General features: G+C 68.5%; 19 protein-coding genes. 16 read left to right on the top strand and 3 right to left on the bottom strand.

Features of this window, described 5'->3' with window-relative positions:
• The first annotated feature begins 259 nt into the window (after window positions 1-259).
• From BCO18175_RS39270 to BCO18175_RS39225, 10 genes are all read left to right on the top strand, one after another.
• Window positions 260-1,384 (top strand): MlaE family ABC transporter permease, encoded by a 1,125-nt coding sequence (locus BCO18175_RS39270; RefSeq protein WP_174916234.1) that lies wholly within the window; start codon window positions 260-262, stop codon window positions 1,382-1,384.
• A complete protein-coding gene (locus BCO18175_RS39265) occupies window positions 1,381-2,295 on the top strand; it encodes an ABC transporter ATP-binding protein (RefSeq protein WP_174916233.1) in 915 nt (304 codons plus the stop codon). The genes BCO18175_RS39270 and BCO18175_RS39265 overlap by 4 nt, the downstream gene beginning before the upstream one ends.
• A gap of 18 nt (window positions 2,296-2,313) precedes the next feature.
• The gene (locus BCO18175_RS39260; RefSeq protein ID WP_174974776.1) at window positions 2,314-3,243 is read left to right on the top strand and encodes an MlaD family protein; all 930 of its coding nucleotides are present in this window, start codon (window positions 2,314-2,316) and stop codon (window positions 3,241-3,243) included.
• 23 nt (window positions 3,244-3,266) lie between these two features.
• The gene (locus BCO18175_RS39255) at window positions 3,267-3,905 is read left to right on the top strand and encodes an ABC-type transport auxiliary lipoprotein family protein (protein WP_425128738.1); all 639 of its coding nucleotides are present in this window, start codon (window positions 3,267-3,269) and stop codon (window positions 3,903-3,905) included.
• A 19-nt stretch (window positions 3,906-3,924) separates the two neighbouring features.
• Entirely contained in the window at window positions 3,925-5,076 is a 1,152-nt protein-coding gene (locus tag BCO18175_RS39250) for a VanZ family protein (protein ID WP_174989046.1), read from the top strand.
• 143 nt (window positions 5,077-5,219) lie between these two features.
• Window positions 5,220-5,537: a (2Fe-2S) ferredoxin domain-containing protein gene (locus tag BCO18175_RS39245; RefSeq protein ID WP_006485233.1), complete on the top strand. Its 318-nt coding sequence runs from the start codon at window positions 5,220-5,222 to the stop codon at window positions 5,535-5,537.
• Window positions 5,538-5,550: 13 nt separating this feature from the next.
• Window positions 5,551-6,195 (top strand): alpha/beta hydrolase, encoded by a 645-nt coding sequence (locus BCO18175_RS39240; protein ID WP_034198940.1) that lies wholly within the window; start codon window positions 5,551-5,553, stop codon window positions 6,193-6,195.
• Window positions 6,196-6,684: 489 nt separating this feature from the next.
• On the top strand, window positions 6,685-7,998 hold the full coding sequence (locus BCO18175_RS39235) for a D-alanyl-D-alanine carboxypeptidase family protein (RefSeq protein ID WP_174989044.1): 1,314 nt from the start codon (window positions 6,685-6,687) through the stop codon (window positions 7,996-7,998).
• Between the two features lie 48 nt (window positions 7,999-8,046).
• On the top strand, window positions 8,047-8,973 hold the full coding sequence (locus tag BCO18175_RS39230) for a D-amino acid aminotransferase (RefSeq protein ID WP_174989042.1): 927 nt from the start codon (window positions 8,047-8,049) through the stop codon (window positions 8,971-8,973).
• On the top strand, window positions 8,973-9,281 hold the full coding sequence (locus tag BCO18175_RS39225; RefSeq protein WP_011353335.1) for an HP0495 family protein: 309 nt from the start codon (window positions 8,973-8,975) through the stop codon (window positions 9,279-9,281). The genes BCO18175_RS39230 and BCO18175_RS39225 overlap by 1 nt, the downstream gene beginning before the upstream one ends.
• Here BCO18175_RS39225 and BCO18175_RS39220 read toward each other — a convergent pair.
• Window positions 9,265-10,251, bottom strand: coding sequence for a transcriptional regulator GcvA (locus BCO18175_RS39220; RefSeq protein WP_174989040.1), 987 nt, complete (start codon window positions 10,249-10,251; stop codon window positions 9,265-9,267). The two genes, BCO18175_RS39225 and BCO18175_RS39220, sit on opposite strands and share 17 nt — an antisense overlap.
• Before the next feature lie 102 nt (window positions 10,252-10,353).
• Here BCO18175_RS39220 and BCO18175_RS39215 point away from each other — a divergent pair, with 102 nt between their 5' ends.
• From BCO18175_RS39215 to BCO18175_RS39190, 6 genes are all read left to right on the top strand, one after another.
• Complete coding sequence (locus BCO18175_RS39215; RefSeq protein ID WP_122946777.1) at window positions 10,354-10,680, top strand: DUF2917 domain-containing protein; 327 nt, start codon at window positions 10,354-10,356, stop codon at window positions 10,678-10,680.
• An 84-nt stretch (window positions 10,681-10,764) separates the two neighbouring features.
• On the top strand, window positions 10,765-11,520 hold the full coding sequence (lipB, locus tag BCO18175_RS39210; protein ID WP_174989038.1) for a lipoyl(octanoyl) transferase LipB: 756 nt from the start codon (window positions 10,765-10,767) through the stop codon (window positions 11,518-11,520).
• Entirely contained in the window at window positions 11,513-12,505 is a 993-nt protein-coding gene (lipA, locus tag BCO18175_RS39205; protein WP_039346279.1) for a lipoyl synthase, read from the top strand. Before lipB ends, lipA begins: the two co-directional genes overlap by 8 nt.
• Before the next feature lie 252 nt (window positions 12,506-12,757).
• Entirely contained in the window at window positions 12,758-13,774 is a 1,017-nt protein-coding gene (gene tauA, locus BCO18175_RS39200; protein WP_174916224.1) for a taurine ABC transporter substrate-binding protein, read from the top strand.
• A 26-nt stretch (window positions 13,775-13,800) separates the two neighbouring features.
• Window positions 13,801-14,598, top strand: a complete 798-nt coding sequence (locus BCO18175_RS39195) for a taurine ABC transporter ATP-binding protein (protein WP_174989036.1) — start codon at window positions 13,801-13,803, stop codon at window positions 14,596-14,598.
• Window positions 14,598-15,560, top strand: a complete 963-nt coding sequence (locus tag BCO18175_RS39190; protein ID WP_174989078.1) for an ABC transporter permease subunit — start codon at window positions 14,598-14,600, stop codon at window positions 15,558-15,560. Before BCO18175_RS39195 ends, BCO18175_RS39190 begins: the two co-directional genes overlap by 1 nt.
• Before the next feature lie 54 nt (window positions 15,561-15,614).
• Here the strand turns inward: BCO18175_RS39190 and ggt are convergent, their stop codons facing one another.
• On the bottom strand, window positions 15,615-17,492 hold the full coding sequence (gene ggt / locus BCO18175_RS39185) for a gamma-glutamyltransferase (RefSeq protein WP_174989034.1): 1,878 nt from the start codon (window positions 17,490-17,492) through the stop codon (window positions 15,615-15,617).
• Window positions 17,493-17,564: 72 nt separating this feature from the next.
• Complete coding sequence (locus BCO18175_RS39180) at window positions 17,565-18,527, bottom strand: LysR family transcriptional regulator (RefSeq protein WP_011353323.1); 963 nt, start codon at window positions 18,525-18,527, stop codon at window positions 17,565-17,567.
• Window positions 18,528-18,730: the final 203 nt, after the last annotated feature.

Genomic DNA, 18,730 nt, shown 5'->3' with positions numbered 1-18,730 from the left:
ATGCGAGTACGCAACGAATGGCGGCGCGGGGCGCCGACGGCCTGATGTGCGGCGCGTGAGAGTATCGAAAGGAATCGTGACGGAAGAATGAAAGGTGATGACGCCGGCAACGGGCAGGGGGCGGCGGCTTCCACGCGCCCCCGGGCGGGCGCCCCCGGCCCGGCGCCCCCAGCTGGGCGCCCTCACGGAAATCCTCACGTCGCGTCGCCGGGCGGTTCGCTACAATGACCTCTGTCACCTTTTTGCAAACAACCTGCCCTTGGACTTCGAGACTCCTCCCGGCCTGTCGGTCGACGCCGGCGGCCAGGGCCAGACGGTGCGCCTGACCGGCCAGTGGACCGCGCTCGCGCTTGCACGCAATCGCGGCGCGGTGGCGCGCCGGGTCGCGAGCATCGCGTCCGGGCGCGTGAGCGAATGGGATCTGTCCGGCATCGAGCGGCTCGATCACGTCGGCGGCCAGGCGCTGTGGCGCGTGTGGGGCCGCAAGCTGCCGGCCGGCGTCGCGCTGAGCGCCACGCAGCGCACGATCTTCGAGCGCATCGAGCGGCTCGACAGCGAGCGCGAGGCGCCCGAGCGCGTGGTGCGCTTCGATCCCGTCACACGGCTTGGCCAGGCGATCTTCCGGTTCGGCGAACACCTGCAGGGCGGCATCGCGATGTTCGGCCTCGTGATCCTCGATGCGCTGTCGGTGCTGCGCCGTCCGAAGACGATGCCGTGGAAGGAAACCTCGGCGAACATCTACAGCGCCGGCGCGCAGGCGCTGCCGATCACCGCGCTCGTCGCGTTCCTGATCGGCATCGTGCTCAGTTACCTGTCCGCGCAGCAACTGCAGATGTTCGGCGCGAACCGCTACATCGTGAACATCCTCGGGCTGTCGGTGATCCGCGAGCTCGGCCCGGTGCTGTCGGCGATTCTCGTCGCGGGCCGCTCGGGCTCGGCGATCACCGCGCAGATCGGCGTGATGCGCGTGACCGAGGAGCTCGATGCGATGCGCGTGATGGGCATCCCGCACGGGCTGCGGCTGATCCTGCCGCGCGTGCTCGCGCTCGGCATCGCGATGCCGCTGCTCGTGATGTGGACCAACATCATCGCGCTGACGGGCGGCGCGCTCGCCGCGAAGCTCGTGCTCGGGATCGACGTCAACTATTTCGTGCGCTCGCTGCCGGGCGTCGTGCCGATTGCGAACCTGTACATCGGGGTCGGCAAGGGCATCGTGTTCGGCATGCTGATCGCGCTGGTCGCCTGCCATTTCGGCTTCCGGATCAAGGCGAACTCGCAGAGTCTCGGCGAAGGCACGACCACGTCGGTCGTGTCGTCGATCACGGTCGTGATCCTCGCCGACGCGGTGTTCGCGATCCTGTTCCAGAACGTGGGGCTCGGATGAACGCATCGAACGAAACGACCGCGCATGCCGCGGCCATCGGCGCAGGGTCGGTCGGCACCCGGCCGGCAGCCCCGGCCGATGGCGGCGACCTCGTGATCGAGGTGCGCAACCTGACCAAGCGCTACGGGCGCAACATCATTCACCAGAAGCTCGACTTCGACGTGCGGCGCGGCGAGATTGTGTCGATCGTCGGCGGCTCGGGCTCCGGCAAGACCACGCTCGTGCGGCAGATCCTCGGCCTCGAGCGGCCGACGTCGGGCACGATCAAGGTGTTCGGCCAGGATACGGCGACGATCGACGACGCGAGCGCGCGGATGATGCGCACGCGCTCCGGGATGCTGTTCCAGCAGGGCGCGCTGTTCTCGTCGATGACGGTGTTCGACAACGTCGCGCAGCCGCTGCGCGAGCTCGGCCGCGTGCCGCCGGATCTGCTGCACGACATCGTGATGCTCAAGCTCGAGATGGTCGGGCTGCCGTGCAAGCACGCGTCGAAGATGCCGGCCGCGCTGTCGGGCGGGATGGTCAAGCGGGTCGGTATCGCGCGGGCGATCGCGCTCGAGCCCGAGCTGCTGTTTCTCGACGAGCCGACGGCCGGCCTCGATCCGCAGGCGTCGGACGAATTCGTCGAGCTGATCGCGACGCTGCATCGCACGCTCGGGCTGACCGTCGTGATGGTGACGCACGATCTCGACACGATGGTCGCGCTGTCGACGCGTGTCGCGGTGCTGGCCGACCGCAAGGTGCTGGTCGCGGCGCCGGTCGAGGAGGCCGCGAACGTCGACCATCCGTTCATCCACGAATATTTCCTGGGGCTGCGCGGGCGCCGCGCATTGCAGGCGCTGCCGCCCGAGCGGCGCGCGAAGCTGCCGAAGGCGGCCCTCGAACCGGCGCTGTCGAGCGTCGAGCTGTAGGCACGAAGGAATCCGCGAATGGAAAACAAATCACATGCGTTCTGGGCCGGCCTGTTCACGATCGCGCTGACGCTCGCGATCGCGGGCACCGTGTTCTGGTTCAACGTCGACCGCACCGTGCGCGTGCCGTACGACCTGCTCGCGCGCACCAACGTGACGGGGCTGTTCCCGGACGCGGCCGTGCGCTTTCGCGGCCTCGACGTCGGCAAGGTGCAGTCGATCGGCTTCGATCGCGCGCACCCGGGCCAGATCCGGATCCGCATCCTCGTCGACCACGACGCGCCGATCACGCAGTCCACTTACGGCAGCCTGGGCTTCCAGGGCGTGACGGGCATCGCGTTCGTGCAGCTCGAGGACACGGGCCGCGACCTGGCGCCGCTGCCGTCGTCGACGAAGGCGATCGCGCAGATCCCGATGCGGCCGAGCCTGTTCGACCAGATCCAGGAGCGCGGCGACGTGCTGCTGCGGCAGCTCGAAATGGCCGCGAAGAGCGCGAATGCGCTGATGTCGCCCGAGATGCGCGAGCAGTTGCGCGCGACCGCCGAAAGCCTGCAGCACGCGGCCGACGGCGCGGCCACGCTGACGAAGCAGCTCGGCCCGGCGGTGACTGCACTGCCGGAAACGATGCACGAGGTGAACCGCGCGATGGCGTCGGCGAACACGCTGCTGCAGCCGAACGGGCCGCTCGTGTCGAACCTGAACAAGGCCGGCACGGCCGCGGATCAGATCGGTGTCGCGCTGAACGACCTCAACGCGCGCGTGCAGTACGACACGCTGCCGCGCTTCAATGCGCTGGCCGGCAGTGTCGGCGACGCGTCGCGGCAATTGAAGGACGTGGCCGGTGAACTTGGCCGCAATCCGCGCAGTCTGTTGTTCGGTTCGCCCGGCGCGGCGCCGGGCCCCGGCGAGCCGGGCTTCGCCTGGCCGGGTGCGACGGCCGGGCAGTGACACCCATCGAAACCGGAAACATCATGCAGGAACACGCCATGCCACGAATCCTTGACCGCGCGCTGCGTCCCGCCGCGGCCGCGCTTGCCGTGCTGACACTGTCGCTCGCGGCCGGCTGCGCCGGCAACAGCGCGGTGCTGTCGAATGTCCGCTATGACCTCGGGCCGGCCACGTCGGTCGTGACCGCAGGCCCGGGCCCCGCGCTGAAGGTGCTCGACGTCGCCGCGCCCGACGCGCTCGATTCCGACAAGTTCGCCTACCGCCTCGCGTACGTGGATGCGCAGCACGTGGCCGTCTATCGCGACAGCCGCTGGACGGCACCGCCCGCGCAGCTGCTCACGCAGCGGCTGCGCGGTGCGCTGTCGTCGCGCGGCACGGTGCTCGAGGGATCCGACGGCGTGCGCGCGCCGACCCTCAAGGTCGACCTGAACGAATTCGAACAGGTGTTCGACGGCCAGTCGCAGAGCCACGGCGCCGTCACCGCGCGCGCGACGCTGACGCTGGACGGCAAGGTGCTCGGCCAGCGCACGTTCGTCGCCCGCGCGCCGTCGAGCACGCCCGACGCGGCGGGCGGTGCCCGCGCGCTCGCGACGGCGAGCGACCAGCTCGTGTCGCAGATCGCCGCGTGGGTCGGCATGCAGGCGTACGCGGGCACGCCGTGACGCGTGCCGCGCAGCCGCGATGAGCGCGACCGGCACCCCACGTGCATCGCCGCTCGCACGGCAGGCCTTTGCCGCTTACGCGGCGCTTATCGTCTACGCGTCGCTGTATCCGTTCGGAGGCTGGGTGTCGCTCGGCATCGGGCCGTTCGACTACCTGTTCGCGCCGATGCAGCGCTACGTGACCGCATTCGACGTGGTCACGAACGTGCTCGGCTACATGCCGTTCGGCGCGCTTGCCGTGCTCGCGCTGCACCCGCGCTGGCGCGGCGTGGCCGCGACGCTGATCGCGGCCGGGCTCGGCGTGCTGCTGTCGGGCTCGATGGAAGCGCTGCAAACCTACCTGCCGACGCGCGTCGCGTCGAATCTCGATCTCGCGGCCAATGCGCTCGGCGCGCTGCTGGGCGCGGCGCTCGTCGCGCCGGCCACCGGTGCGCTGCTCGATCGCGGCGCGCTGCGCCGGCTGCGCTTCGCGTGGTTCGAGAACGACGGCGCGACGCCGCTGCTGCTCGCCGGGCTGTGGCCGTTCGCGATCCTGTTCCCGTCGCCGTTCCTGTTCGGCATCGGCGACTGGCCGGCCGCGCTGTGGGAGCGTGCGGACGTGTCGATGCAGGACGCGCTGCTTGCGTGGCTGCCGGCCGCGTGGCGCGTGGGCGAATGGCCCGAGCGCGTCGACGGCTGGCTGTCCGACTCCGGGTGGGAGGCCGCGCTCGGCGGGCTGATGCTGTTCGCCGCGCTGACGATCGCGTCGCTCGCGATGCGGCCGCGCGCGCCGCGCATCCGGCTCCTGATCGCGCTTGTCGCCGCGACGCTCGTGCTGAAGGCGGCCGCGACGTTCATGCAGTCGGCCACCGGCCTCGTCGTCGTGTGGGCGACACCCGGCGCGCGGCTCGGGATCGAGCTCGGGTTCGCGGCCGCGCTCGTCGCGCTGCACGTGCCGGCGACCTGGCGCGCGACGCTTGCGGCGCTCGCGCTGCTGGCCGGCGTGGCGCTCGTGAACCTGCTGCCCGTCAATCCGTTCTTCGATTTCACGCTGTCGGGCTGGCGGCAGGGCCGCTACGTGCACTTCAACAGCCTCGCGCGCTGGCTCGCATGGATCTGGCCCTACGCGGCGCTGATCTGGCTCGGCCAGCGCGTCGAGCACGCGTGGCTGCCGGCTGCCTTGCGCCGCTGACGCGGGGCTGCGGTGGCGCGGCGGCGGTATCGCAGGCAGTGGCGCGTGCCGCTCGCTATAATCGTCCGCATCCTCCGTTGCCCCGCGCAGCGGCAATCGCTCCTCTTTCCGCACGGCTTCGCGCCGGGCCGCTCGTCACCATCATGGATTCCTACTACCAGCACCACGTCTTCTTCTGCCTGAACCAGCGCGATCCGGGCGCCGAACGCCCGAGCTGTGCGCAATGCGACGCGCAGACCATGCAGGAATACGCGAAAAAGCGCGTGAAGGAGCTCGGCCTCGCGGGGCCCGGCAAGGTTCGCATCAACAAGGCTGGCTGCCTCGACCGCTGCGAGGAAGGGCCCGTGATGGTCGTGTATCCGGAAGGCACGTGGTACACGTACGTCGACCAGGCCGACATCGACGAGATCGTCGAATCGCACCTGCGCGACGGCAAGGTCGTCGACCGCCTGAAGATCTGAGCGGGCCGGCCGAATGAACGTTCATACGCAGAAGTCGCTGATCGCGGGCCCGGTCGGGCAGATCGAAATCGCGGTCGACCTTCCCGACGCCGTGCGCGAAAGCGGCGCCGCACCGCGCGGCATCGCGCTCGTCGCGCATCCGCATCCGCTGTTCGGCGGCACGATGGACAACAAGGTCGCGCAGACGCTCGCGCGCACGCTCGTGCAGTTGAACTACGTCGTGTTCCGGTCGAACTTCCGCGGCGTCGGCGCGACCGAGGGCGTGCACGACAACGGCACCGGCGAGGCCGACGACCTGCTTGCGGTGCTCGCGCACATGCGTGCGCAGCCCGCGTATGCCGACCTGCCGCTCGTGCTCGCGGGCTTCTCGTTCGGCACCTTCGTGCTGTCGCACGTCGCGAAGCGGCTGCGCGACGCGGGCGAGACGATCGAACGGATGGTGTTCGTCGGCACGGCCGCGAGCCGCTGGCAGGTGGCCGACGTGCCCGAGAACACGCTCGTGATCCACGGTGAAACCGACGACACCGTGCCGATCGCGTCGGTGTACGACTGGGCGCGGCCGCAGGAACTGCCGGTCGTCGTAATCCCCGGCGCCGAGCATTTCCTGCATCGCAAGCTGCACGTGCTGAAGCGCATCATCGTCGACGCCTGGCGCTAGCCGGTACGCGGGCGCCGGCGTAGCGCCGGTAGCCCGCGTCACATCTCACGCACGACCTCCGGCACGCACCGGACGCGCGTTCTCCCTTCGCGCGACATCGCGCCGCACCGCGCGGCGCATCCCGACTTCCACCTCGCCTGCACATGCCTTTCGCACACCTTCGCGTGCGATGACGTGCAGCTTGCCGACCCCCTGCGCCCGATGCCGATGTGCGGCCGTCCGGCGCCAGGTTCGCGAAAACGCCCTGCGCGGCCACGTATAATGGCCGGATTCCGCGTCGCCCGCGGCCCGGCTGGGCCCATGCGGCGCTCGTTTCGCCGCCTGTCCGCCCGCTCGCGACGGCCGCGAACCGAACGCGTCCGCACGAGTCCAACCGGCGCGTTTCGCGTCGCCCGACGATTTTCGGGCGAGTGCCCGAAACGCCCGCCGCCTTGCCGTTCAACCCTGCGCGTTTCGCACCGCACTTTCTGCCATCAGCCTGAATCGATCATGCGTCTGTCTCCCCAAGGCCTCAAGTCCCTCGCTTCTTCCATCGCCTTCGGCACCGCTGCGCGCAACGTCGCGCTCGGCGTGATGCTGCCCGTCGCGCTCGCGTCGACGATCGTCGTCGCCGAGGCGAAGCCGGCCGCCAAGGCCAAGGCCGCGCATGCGGCACCGGCCGCCACCGAGCAGTTCACCGGCGCGCCCGCGACCTACATGCCGGGCGCAGTGCCGCCGCCGGGCGTGAACGCGCGCTCGTGGGTGCTCGTCGATGCGACCAGCAACACGGTGCTTGCATCGGGCAATGCCGACGAACGCGTCGAACCCGCGTCGCTGACGAAGCTGATGACGGCGTACCTCGTGTTCGAGGCGCTCGACAAGAAGAAGATCTCGATGGAGCAGATCGTCACGCCGAGCGAAGCCGTGCGCCGCGTCGGCCGCGACGAGTCGCGCATGTTCATCGAGGCGAACAAGCCGGTGTCGGTGCACGACCTCGTGTACGGGATGATCATCCAGTCGGGCAACGACGCCGCGATCGCGCTGGCCGAACTCGTCGGCGGCAGCGAAGGGCAGTTCGTCACGCTGATGAACGACGAGGCGCAGCGCCTTGGCATGAAGGGCACGCACTTCGCCGACGTGAACGGCATGCCCGACCCGAACCACTACACGACGGCCGGCGACCTCGCGAAGCTGTCCGCCCACCTGATCCGCGATTTTCCGCAGTACTACAGCATCTTCTCGGAGAAGGAATTCAAGTACAACAACATCCGCCAGGGCAACCGCAACCGCCTGCTGTGGCTCGACCCGACGGTCGACGGCCTGAAGACGGGCCATACGCAAGCGGCCGGCTACTGCCTGATCGCGTCGGCGAAGCGCGCGATCCCGGGTGTGGACGGCCAGCGCCGCCTGGTGTCGGTGATGATGGGCGAGCAGAAGGAAGGCGAGCGCACGCAGGACAGCATGAAGATGCTGAACTACGGCTACAGCGCGTTCGATTCGGTGCGCCTGTTCAAGGGCGGCCAGGCGATGTCGACGCCGCGCATCTACAAGGGCAAGGAAAACACCGTGCAGGTCGGCGTGAAGGGCGACCAGTGGGCGACCGTGCCGCGCGGCCTCGGCGACAAGATCAAGACGGAAGTCGACGTCAACGCGCCGCTGATCGCGCCGCTCGCGGAAGGCCAGCAGGTCGGCACCGTGAAGATCGTCGCCGACGGCAAGACGCTGTCCGAATTCCCGGTCGTCGCACTGCAGGCCGTGCCGGAAGCGGGTATCTTCGGACGTATCTGGGACTCGATCCTGCTGATGTTCAGCAAGAAGAAGTAAGCACGACGGGCCTTTGTTTTCACGACTTCATCCCCATCTGTCATAGCTATGAGCCAAGCCGAATTTGAACCGATCGTCTACCTCAGCGTGTCGTCGCAGGAGGAAATGGTGCCGCTGTCGGAAGCCCGTGTACCGGTGCTCGACCGCGGGTTCATCTTCGGCGACGGCGTGTATGAAGTTGTCCCCGTTTATGCGCACGACGGCGCGCACGTGCCGTTCCGGATCGAGCAGCATCTGGCACGGCTCGAGCGCAGCCTGAAGAAGATCGGCATCGCCAACCCGCACGACGACGCGGGCTGGCGTGCGCTGATCGAGCGTGTGGTCGCGGCGAATGCCGAAGGGCTCGGCGACGGCAACGCGCTCGTGTACCTGCAGGTGACACGCGGCGTCGCGAAGCGCGGCCACGCGTTTCCGGCGAACGCGGTGCCGACGGTGTTCGCGATGACGAGCCCGCTGCGCCTGCCGTCGGCAGAGGAGCGCGCGCAGGGCGTGCGCTGCGTGACGGCCGAGGATCGCCGCTGGCTGCATTGCGACATCAAGTCGATCTCGCTGCTCGGCAACGTGCTGATGGCGCAGCATGCGGCCGAACGCGATGCGTTCGAGACGCTGCAGCTGCGCGACGGCAACCTGACGGAAGGATCGTCGTCGAACGTGTGGATCGTGAAGAACGGCGAGCTGCTCGCGCCGCCGCGCAGCAACAAGATCCTCGAGGGGATCCGCTATGCGCTGATCGAGGAGCTGGCCGACGAATGCAAGATTCCGTTCGTCGCGCGCGAGATCAGCGAAGTGGAATTGCGCGCAGCCGACGAAATCATGATCACGTCGGCCACCAAGGAAGTGCTGCCCGTCACGTCGCTCGACGATCTGCCCGTGCAGGGCGGCAAGCCGGGCCCCGTGTTCGCGGCGTTGTATGACGCGTACCAGCGCGCGAAGTCGCGCGAGTTTGAACAGTTTGACCTAACCCGGAGAAAGTGATGAGCGAACCGACCAAAACCATCGAGGTGACCGGCGCGATCGATACCCGGAAGGAGTCGCTGCTGGAGTTCCCGTGCGATTTCCCGATCAAGATCATGGGCAAGGCGCACCCCGAGTTCAAGGACACGATCTTCAAGGTCGTCGCCGTTCACGACAACGAGATCGATGTCGAGAAGATCGAGGAGCGTGCGTCGAGCGGCGGCAATTACACGGGCCTCACGATCACCGTGCGGGCGACGAGCCAGGAACAGCTCGACAACATCTACCGCGCACTGACCGGCCATCCGATGGTCAAGGTTGTGCTCTAAGCGCCCGCCATCCTCCTTCCTGCGCGCACTCGGCGGGGGTCTTCCCCGCCGCGCGCCGCGCGTCCAGCTCGTCGCACAGCCGCTTGTATTCGGCGACTTCCTGAAGCAGCCAGGTCCTGAACGCCTGCACGCGCGGCGTGTTCAGGAGCGGCGGCGGACACACGAAAAAATAGTGCCACGGGCTCGGCCCGTCGATGTCGAACAGGCGCACGATGCGCCCGTCGAGCAGGTCGTGCACCGCGAGTGAGCGGCGCACCAGCGCGATGCCCTGGCCGTCGATCGCGGCCAGCAGCAGGTTCGACGAATCCTGATACAGAATCCCCCGCTTCGGCTCGGTCAGCGTCTTGAGCCCGGCCGCGTCGAACCACGGCCGCCACAGCTCGTCGTCCGAGCGCAGCAGGTTGTAGTGCACGAGATCGGAGGGCGTTTGCGGCAGCTTGCCGCCGTTCAGCGTCGGCGCGCACGCCGGAAAGAACACCTCGTCGAACAGCGGCTCGACGTGCAGCCCCGGATAGTTGCCATGGCCGAAGCGGATCGCGAGATCGACGTCGTCGCGCGCGAAATCGGTGAGCGAGTTGGTCGACTGCAGCTCGACGTCGATTTCCGGATGCCGCTCGATGAACGAGCCGATGCGCGGCGTGATGAAGCGCGCGGCGAACGACGACAGCATCGACACCACGAGCCGCCGGTCGCGGTCGCTCGCGCGCACGTCGCGGGTCGCATCGGCGATCACCATCAACGCGGTGCGGATCTGCTGCGCGTAGCGCATGCCGGCGTCGGTCAGGCACAGCCGCTTGCCGTTGCGGGTGAACAGCTGCACGCCGAGCTCCTCCTCGAGCGCGCGTACCTGGTGGCTGACCGCGCCGTGCGTGACGTACAACTCGTCGGCGGCGCGCGAGAAATTCTCGTGACGGGCGGCGGCTTCGAACGCGCGAATCGCGTTCAGCGCAGGTAGCTGGCGGAGGTCCATTTGCTAATTTTCCTCACATCGACGTGAAAATTGGTCGTTTTGTCAGACGCCTTGAAGTGACTACGATTGTAGCCATCGAAGCACTTATTGGCGGAGTCGATCATGCAAGAAATTTCTTCAAGCATCACGTTCGAAATCCCCGCGGGCGAAACCGTGCCGATGAAGGTACAACGCAGCACGCGGCTGGTGGTTCAGTGCGGGCCGGTGTGGGCGACGCGCAGCAACGACGTCAACGACTACTTCCTGGTCGACGGCGAGACGCTGAAGCTGCGCCGCGGCGAGCGGCTGTGGCTCAGCGCGGAAGGCCGGGAGGGCACGCGCGTGGCGTTCTCGGTGTCGCGTCCGCCCCGGGAAGTCGCGCTCGGCGGGCTGGCACGGCTGCGCGAACGCGTGACTGCGCTGCTCCACGACGGATGGCGCACCGTCTGACCATCATTTCCTCCGACGGATACCGGCGATCCGTCCCTCTCCCAAGGCCGGCGAGACCCACGGGTTTTCGGTAAACTACCGCCCATGTCCGTTTCGCCGGTTTCCATTGTGTCCACGCCTGTTGCCGTTTCCGCATCGCCCGCCGGGTCCCCGGATCAGCCGGCCCCGCCGGTCACCGTGCGCTGGCGGGGCGTCGAGACCTACGAGACGAGCTTCGACGCGATGCGCGCGTTCACCGACACGCGCACGGCCGACACCGGCGACGAGATCTGGCTGGTCGAGCACCCGCCGGTCTACACGCTCGGCCAGGCCGGCGACCCGGCCCACCTGCTGGTGGCCGACAGCGGCGTGCCGCTCGTGAAGGTCGACCGCGGCGGGCAAATCACTTACCACGGCCCCGGCCAGATCATCGCGTACCTTCTGTTGGACCTGCGCCGGCGCAAGCTGATGGTGCGCACGCTGGTGACGAAGATCGAGGAGGCCGTGATCGAAACCCTCGCGGCGTATAATCTCGCTTCGGTCCGCAAGGCGGGTGCGCCCGGGATCTACGTGGCATCCGGCGTGCACGAGGGCGCGAAAATCGCGGCCCTCGGCCTGAAGATCCGCAACGGCTGCAGCTATCACGGGCTGAGCCTGAACGTGAAGATGGATCTGCGCCCGTTTCTTGCGATCAACCCGTGCGGCTATGCCGGACTGGAAACTGTCGACATGGCGAGCCTCGAGGTTGCCGCCGACTGGAACGACGTCGCCCACACGCTGGTGCGCCGTCTGATCGCCAACCTCGACGGCGCATCCGCGGCCGCCGACAAGCCGCAGGCACTGGAACAATCGAATGACTGACGTTACCGCTTCTCCCGCACCGGCCGATTCGGCCGCGACCCCTGCCTACGATCCGACCGCCAAGCAGAAGGCGCAGGCGAAGACGGCGCGCATCCCGATCAAGGTCATTCCGATCGAGAAGCTGAAGAAGCCCGAGTGGATCCGCGTGAAGGCGGCCACCGGCAGCTCGCGCTTCAACGAGATCAAGACGATCCTGCGCGAGCACAACCTGCATACGGTGTGCGAGGAAGCGAGCTGCCCGAACATCGGCGAATGCTTCGGCAAGGGCACCGCGACGTTCATGATCATGGGCGACAAGTGCACGCGCCGCTGCCCGTTCTGCGACGTCGGCCATGGCCGCCCCGATCCGCTGGATCCGGACGAGCCGAAGAACCTCGCGCGCACGATCGGCGCGCTGAAGCTGAAGTACGTGGTGATCACGAGCGTCGACCGCGACGACCTGCGCGACGGCGGTGCCGGCCACTTCGTCGAGTGCATCCGCGAAGTGCGCGAGCAGTCGCCGGAAACGCGCATCGAGATCCTGACGCCGGACTTCCGCGGCCGTCTCGACCGCGCGATCTCGATCCTGAACGCCGCGCCGCCGGACGTGATGAACCACAACCTCGAAACGGTGCCGCGCCTGTACAAGGAAGCGCGCCCGGGTTCGGACTACGCGCACTCGCTGAAGCTCCTGAAGGACTTCAAGGCGCTGCATCCGGACGTCGCGACGAAGTCGGGCCTGATGGTCGGCCTCGGCGAAACCGAAGAGGAAATCCTGCAGGTGATGCGCGACCTGCGCGCGCACGACGTCGACATGCTGACGATCGGCCAGTACCTGCAGCCGTCCGAGCACCACCTGCCGGTGCGTGCGTACGTGCATCCGGATACCTTCAAGATGTACGAGGAAGAGGCGTACAAGATGGGCTTCACGCACGCGGCCGTCGGCGCGATGGTGCGGTCGAGCTATCACGCCGATCTGCAGGCGCACGGGGCCGGGGTGGTCTGAGCGCCGTTGCTTCGCCGTCTTCCGGCGAACCCGAAAAAAGCCCGCAGCGATGCGGGCTTTTTTGTTGATGCGGACGCCATTCCTGCGTTCGCATGGCAATCGCCACCCGACCGGACGCGCAATCCAGTGGAGCATGGAAAGCAAAGCTGAAACGGCATCGATAGCTTCGCAGGATAAGTTCGCTCCCGCCCCGCGCAAAGCTCCTATAGTCGGCTCTCCCGCAGCAATACCCGCATTCCGAAGGAGAGCCGCATGTCCCGTTTCAGCTTCATCCGCCGCGCCGTCGTCGCGCTGACCGCCTTTGCCGCGCTCGGTGCGGCGCACGCCGAAACGCGCGAAGTCGTGATCGCGTACCAGGACATGGTGGTGCCGTGGCGCTACGCGCAGGCGAGCGGTGAAGTCGAAAAGGCGACCGGCTACAAGGTCACGTTCCGCAAGCTCGACAGCGGCGCCGACGTGATCCGCGCACTCGCGTCGGGCTCCGTGCAGCTCGGCGAAGCCGGCTCGAGCCCGATCGCGGCCGGGCTGTCGCAGGGGCTCGACATCTCGCTGTTCTGGGTGCTCGACAACATCAACGACGCCGAGGCGCTCGTCGCGCGCAACGGCTCGGGCGTCACGAACGTCGCATCGCTGAAGGGCAGGAAGATCGGCGTGCCGTTCGTGTCGACGTCGCATTTCCACACGCTCGTCGCGTTGCAGGCCGCGGGCGTCAATCCGAACGACGTGAAGATCGTCAACCTGCGCCCGCCCGAAGTCGCGGCGGCGTGGGCGCGCGGCGACATCGACGCGACCTACATCTGGGATCCGGTGCTCGCGAAGGTCAAGCAGTCGGGCACCGTGCTGACGACGTCCGGTCAGGTTGCGAAAGAAAGTGGCAAGGCGACCTTCGACGGCTTCGTCGTGAGCCGCAAGTTCGCGCGCGAGAACCCCGAGTTCGTCACGCGATTCGTGAAGGTGCTCGCAGCCGCCGATGCCGACTATCGCGCGCATGCGGCGGCGTGGAAGGTCGGCTCGCCGCAGGTCGCGGCGGTCGCGAAGGTATCGGGCGCGAACGCGCAGGACGTGCCGGCCAGCCTCGCGCTCTACGCCTTCCCGACGGCAGCCGAGCAGGCGTCGCCGACGTGGCTTGGTGGCGGCGCGCAATCGGGCGCCGCGAAGTCGCTCGCGGCGACCGCCACGTTCCTCAAATCGCAAGGCACGATCCAGACGGTGCTCGCCGACTACTCGGCCGGCGTCGATCCGCAGTTCGTGCAGAAGGCCGCGCGCTAAGCGGCGATCATCGCGGAGTCCTGACCATGAGCACGCTGGAAGTCCGTCAGGTATCGGTTGCCTATCCGGGCGAGCGCGGCAGGCCGACGACGCAGGCGCTCGCACGCGTCGACCTGCGCATCGATGCCGGTGAATTCGTCGTCGCGCTCGGCGCGTCCGGGTGCGGGAAGACGACGCTGCTGAACTGCATGGCCGGTTTCGTCGCGCCGACGACCGGCGAGGTGTGCGTCGACGGCGTGCCGGTCACGGGCCCCGGCGCCGATCGCGGCGTCGTGTTCCAGAAGTACGCGCTGCTGCCGTGGCTCGACGTGCTCGACAACGTCGCGCTCGGGTTGCGGTTCGCGCGCGTGTCGAAAGCCGAACGCGACGCGCGGGCGCGGGAGATGCTCGCGCTCGTCGGGCTCGACGGTCATGCGCATGCGCGCGTGTACGAGCTGTCGGGCGGGATGCAGCAGCGTGTCGGCATCGCGCGCGCGCTCGCGAGCGACCCGCGCGTGCTGCTGATGGACGAGCCGATGGGCGCGCTCGACGCGATGACGCGCGGCACGATGCAGGCGCTCGTGCTCGACGTGTGGGCGCGCACCGGCAAGACGGTGTTCTTCATTACGCACGATGTCGAGGAGGCGCTGTTCCTCGCGACGCGTCTCGTCGTGATGACGCCCGGCCCCGGCCGGATCGCGGAAACCTTCGAGCTGCCGTTCGCGCGCCGCTACGTCGAATCGCGCGATGCGCGCGCGGTGAAGTCTTCACCGGATTTCATCGCGTGGCGCGAGCGGCTGATCGCGTACCTGCATCGCGACGAAGCGGCCGAGGTGGCCGCGTGATGCATGAACTCGCGCGACAGGGCGCGTCGGTCGGACGCGGTCGGATCAGCACTTTGCACAGGCAGGACAGCATGAGCACGCAGGATTCGTGGGCGGCCGACGGGACGGCCGCAGGTTTCGAGCAGGGTGATCGCACGCGGACGCATGCGGCAGCGCGACGTGCGCCGTCGTCACGCCGCTACCGGTTGCCGGGGGAGGGGAAGACGGCGGCCTTGAGCACGGCGACGGTCGCGGTGCTGGCCGTGCTGTGGTGGGTCGCCACGCATCGCCAGTGGCTGCCGCCGCTGTTCCTGCCCGCACCGGAAGCCGTGTGGACGGCATTCGTCGATGCTTGGCACGGGCGCATCCAGGGCGGCCTGCCGCTTTCCGAGCACCTGCTGTGGAGTGCGGCGCGCGTGTTCGGCGCGTTCCTGCTCGCGACCGCGATCGGCGTGCCGGCCGGCATCCTGATGGGCGTGAGCCGCATTGCACGCGGCGTGCTTGATCCGCTGCTGGAGTTCTACCGGCCGCTGCCGCCGCTCGCGTATCTGCCGCTCGTCGTGATCTGGTTCGGCATCGATGAAACGGCGAAGCTCGTCGTGATCTTCCTCGCATGCTTCGCGCCGATCGCGATGGCCGCGCGCGCCGGCGTACGAGCGGCAACGGTCGAGCAGATCAACGCCGCGTATTCGCTCGGCGGCAGCTTCGCGCAGATCGTGCGCCACGTCGTGCTGCCGGCCGCGCTGCCGGAGATCCTCACCGGGTTGCGGATCGCGATCGGCTTCGGCTGGACGACGCTCGTGGCGGCCGAGATGGTCGCCGCGACAGCCGGGCTCGGGCAGATGGTGCTCAACGCATCGAGCTTCCTGCGTACGGACATCGTCGTGATGGGGATCCTGATCATCGGCGCGATCGCGTGGCTGTTCGATCTCGCGATGCGATGGGTCGAACGGCGGATCGTGCCGTGGAAGGGGAGAGGCTGACGTCACGCAGGCGCATGGGCGACGTTCACGCGCCGCCCCGGCCTGCTGCCGCCCTCAATCCCCCATCGCGATCCCTTCTCGCCGCGGATCGGCCCCGCCGAACCACACCGTCTGCCCCTGCACGTTCAGCCGCTGGATCCCCTGCAGCCCCGAGTTCATCTCGACGACCTGCACGTCGTGCCCGCGGCCCTTCAACCCGTCGGCGAGTGCGTCCGACACGCGGCCGCGCTCGAGCTGCGTCGGCCCGTTCATCGACCCGAAGTTCGGCAGCGCGATCGCCTGCTGCATCGTCATCCCCCAATCGAGCACACCGACCAGCGTCTTCGCGACGTGATTGATGATCGCGGGGCCGCCGGCCGAGCCGACGATCATCGTCACCTGCTTCGTCTTCTTGTCGAACACGAGCTCCGGTGACATCGCCGAACGCGGCCGCTTGCCGGGCTGCACGCGGTTCGCGACCGGCCGGCCGTTGTCGTTCGACACGAACGAAAAATCGGTGAGCTGATTGTTCAGCATGAAGCCGCGCACCATCAGCCGCGAGCCGAACGCGTCCTCGATGCTCGTCGTCATCGACAGCGCCTGGCCGTAGCGGTCGACGATCGCGATGTCGGACGTCGACGGCAGTTCGGGGCTGCGGTCGTCGGCCATCGCGAGCGTCGCGCCCTGCGGCGTGCCGGCCTGCGCGACGCCCATGCTGCTGTCGCCGATCAGGTGCGCGCGCTGCGCGAGATAGGTCCTGTCGGTGAGGCTCGCCCAGCTGCCGCCCGGCAGCGGCACGAAATCGGGATCGGCGACATAGCGCGCGCGGTCCGCGTACGCGAGGCGCCCGGCTTCGCTGAACAGGTGCGCGGCGAACGGCGTCGGCTCGTAGCCGACGTCGTTGCGCACCGGCTTCTGCGCGCCGATCTGCTGCCAGTCGGGCATCGCTTCTAGGATGCCGAGCATCTGCGCGATCGCGAGGCCGCCCGACGACGGCGGCGGCATCCCGCACACGACCGAGCGCCGGTAATCGGCGCACAGCGGCGCGCGCACCTTCGCCTTGTAGCGCGCGAGATCCTGGAGCGACAGCAGGCCCGGGTTGGTCGGGTGCTTGCGCACCTTCGTGACGATGTCGCGTGCGATCGCGCCGCTGTAGAACGCATTCGCGCCGCGGTCGGCGACCTGGCGCAGCACGGTCGCGAGCGCGGGGTTCTTCAGCACCGTGCCGGCCGCCTTCGGCGTGCCGTCCTGGTTGTAGAAGTACGCGCGCGCGGCCGGGTCGTTCTTCAGGTACTTGTCGTTCGCGATCAGCGTCGCGAGCCGCGGGCTGATCGTGAAGCCGTGTTCGGCGAGCCGGATCGCCGGCTGGAACAGCCGGCGCCACGGCAGCTTGCCGTGCGCGCGGTGCGCGGCGTCGAGCATGCGCAGCACGCCCGGCGTGCCGACCGAGCGCCCGCCGACGACACCTTCGTAGAAACTCATCGGCTGGCCGGTCGGCCCGTAGAACAGGCGGTCGGTCGCGGCGGCCGGTGCGGTTTCGCGGCCGTCGTAGGCCTGCGTTGCCTTGCCGTCGAAATACAGCATGAACGCGCCGCCGCCGATCCCCGACGATTGCGGCTCGACGAGCGCGAGCACCATCTGCGTGGCAATCGCCGCATCGATCGCGGTGCCGCCGGCCTTCAGCATGTCGTAGCCGGCCTGCGTCGCGAGCGGGTTCGCGGCCGCGATCATGACGTGCTGCGAGGTCCAGCCCGGCTTGTCGGTCCAGCCGGACGACAGCTCCGGCGCGTGGAAGCCGGGCAGCGGCACGGCGGCGCCGGATGCGGCGGCGACGGGCACCACCGCGCCCGACGGCGGCGTGGACGGGGACGTGCAGCCGGCGTTGAACGCGACGAGCGCGACGGCGGCGAGCAGCGTCCAGGAGCGCGAATGCGGACGAATCCGGTCGAACATTGAACCCTCGGCAGCAGTGAATTCGAAGGAGGCGACGGTGCCGGCGCAACGCGGCTGCCCGCCCCGGGCGCGCTATTGTCGCCGCGCGGCCGGCGGCTTGTCACCCGACAGGAAACCCTGACGCATCGCGCCGGGCCCGCCCCGGCCGGTCTTCCCGGCCTGTTCGAGGATGAACTCTATGAACGTCGACGTCGCACGCGTGTGGTGCCGGTTCGGCATGTAGAGCATGTACATGTGCGTGCCGAAGATGCTGAGCCGGTACGCGTCGAGCGACGTGACGACCGTGCCGCGCCGGATGTCGTCCTGCATCACGTAGTCGGGCACGATGCCGACGCCGATCCCGCCGAGGATCGCCTGCCGCAGGAACAGGAAGTTCTCCGAAATCAGCGTGGGCTCGAGCAGCACCTCGTGGCGCTCGTCGCCGAGATACGCGGCGATCCTGAGCTGCCGGCCCATCACCGTCGCGGTGACGACGGGGGAGGCCGACAACGCGCCGAGGCTCGCCGGCATCCCGTGCTCGGCCGCGAATGCGGCCGATGCGCACGCGACGTAGCGCACCGCGCCCATGTCGCGCGCGACGAGGTTCTGCGGCGGCTCCGGCATCACGCGCACCGCGATGTCGATTTCGTCGCGCATCAGGTCTTCCACGCGGTTCTCGAACACGACGTCGAGCACGATGCCCGGATGCAGCCGCTTGAACGCGAGCAGCCAGTCGGACATCACCATCTGCCCGTAGCCGCTCGGCACCGACAGCCGCACGCGGCCCTGCAGGTCCTGGCCGAGCGTCGTCACCGATTCCTGCGCGGCGAGCAGTTCGTTGCGGATGCGCCGGCCGTGCTCGTACAGCTTCAGCCCGATCTCGGTCGGCTCGATGCGCCGCGTCGTGCGCCGCACGAGCTGCTGGCCGATCGAGCGCTCGAGCTGGTTCAGCCGGTAGCTGACGTTCGCGCGGCTCATCTTGAGCCGCTGCGCGGCCTTGCTGAGATTGCCGGCGTCGAGGATCTCGACGAGCAGCGTCAGCGCGTTCAGGTCCATGCGGCGCGTCTCCTGATCCGGCCCGTTTAACGGTCGGAAAGCATTCAGTGTCAAGTCAGACTTGACAGCTTGTAAAGGCGGGAGGGAATTGTCAATGAATCTCGATCAATCGAGAATCGGGTCATGCCCGGCGTACGGCCGGATCTTGTCCCGCTTCGTGCGGGACCGGGGCCGGTGCCCCGGCGCCGCTCGCGTGGCCGCGA

The organism is Burkholderia lata (assembly GCF_902499335.1).
GTDB lineage: Bacteria > Pseudomonadota > Gammaproteobacteria > Burkholderiales > Burkholderiaceae > Burkholderia > Burkholderia lata_B.
This window is presented reverse-complemented; position numbering and strand designations above follow the sequence as displayed.

Coding starts and splice junctions, on each gene's coding strand:
- BCO18175_RS39265 (WP_174916233.1), top strand. CDS start 1,381: ATGAACGCATCGAACGAAACGACCGCGCATGCCGCGGCCATCGGCGCA.
- BCO18175_RS39260 (WP_174974776.1), top strand. CDS start 2,314: ATGGAAAACAAATCACATGCGTTCTGGGCCGGCCTGTTCACGATCGCG.
- BCO18175_RS39255 (WP_425128738.1), top strand. CDS start 3,267: ATGCAGGAACACGCCATGCCACGAATCCTTGACCGCGCGCTGCGTCCC.
- BCO18175_RS39250 (WP_174989046.1), top strand. CDS start 3,925: ATGAGCGCGACCGGCACCCCACGTGCATCGCCGCTCGCACGGCAGGCC.
- BCO18175_RS39245 (WP_006485233.1), top strand. CDS start 5,220: ATGGATTCCTACTACCAGCACCACGTCTTCTTCTGCCTGAACCAGCGC.
- BCO18175_RS39240 (WP_034198940.1), top strand. CDS start 5,551: ATGAACGTTCATACGCAGAAGTCGCTGATCGCGGGCCCGGTCGGGCAG.
- BCO18175_RS39235 (WP_174989044.1), top strand. CDS start 6,685: ATGCGTCTGTCTCCCCAAGGCCTCAAGTCCCTCGCTTCTTCCATCGCC.
- BCO18175_RS39230 (WP_174989042.1), top strand. CDS start 8,047: ATGAGCCAAGCCGAATTTGAACCGATCGTCTACCTCAGCGTGTCGTCG.
- BCO18175_RS39225 (WP_011353335.1), top strand. CDS start 8,973: ATGAGCGAACCGACCAAAACCATCGAGGTGACCGGCGCGATCGATACC.
- BCO18175_RS39220 (WP_174989040.1), bottom strand. CDS start 10,251: ATGGACCTCCGCCAGCTACCTGCGCTGAACGCGATTCGCGCGTTCGAA.
- BCO18175_RS39215 (WP_122946777.1), top strand. CDS start 10,354: ATGCAAGAAATTTCTTCAAGCATCACGTTCGAAATCCCCGCGGGCGAA.
- lipB (WP_174989038.1), top strand. CDS start 10,765: ATGTCCGTTTCGCCGGTTTCCATTGTGTCCACGCCTGTTGCCGTTTCC.
- lipA (WP_039346279.1), top strand. CDS start 11,513: ATGACTGACGTTACCGCTTCTCCCGCACCGGCCGATTCGGCCGCGACC.
- tauA (WP_174916224.1), top strand. CDS start 12,758: ATGTCCCGTTTCAGCTTCATCCGCCGCGCCGTCGTCGCGCTGACCGCC.
- BCO18175_RS39195 (WP_174989036.1), top strand. CDS start 13,801: ATGAGCACGCTGGAAGTCCGTCAGGTATCGGTTGCCTATCCGGGCGAG.
- BCO18175_RS39190 (WP_174989078.1), top strand. CDS start 14,598: ATGCATGAACTCGCGCGACAGGGCGCGTCGGTCGGACGCGGTCGGATC.
- ggt (WP_174989034.1), bottom strand. CDS start 17,492: ATGTTCGACCGGATTCGTCCGCATTCGCGCTCCTGGACGCTGCTCGCC.
- BCO18175_RS39180 (WP_011353323.1), bottom strand. CDS start 18,527: ATGGACCTGAACGCGCTGACGCTGCTCGTCGAGATCCTCGACGCCGGC.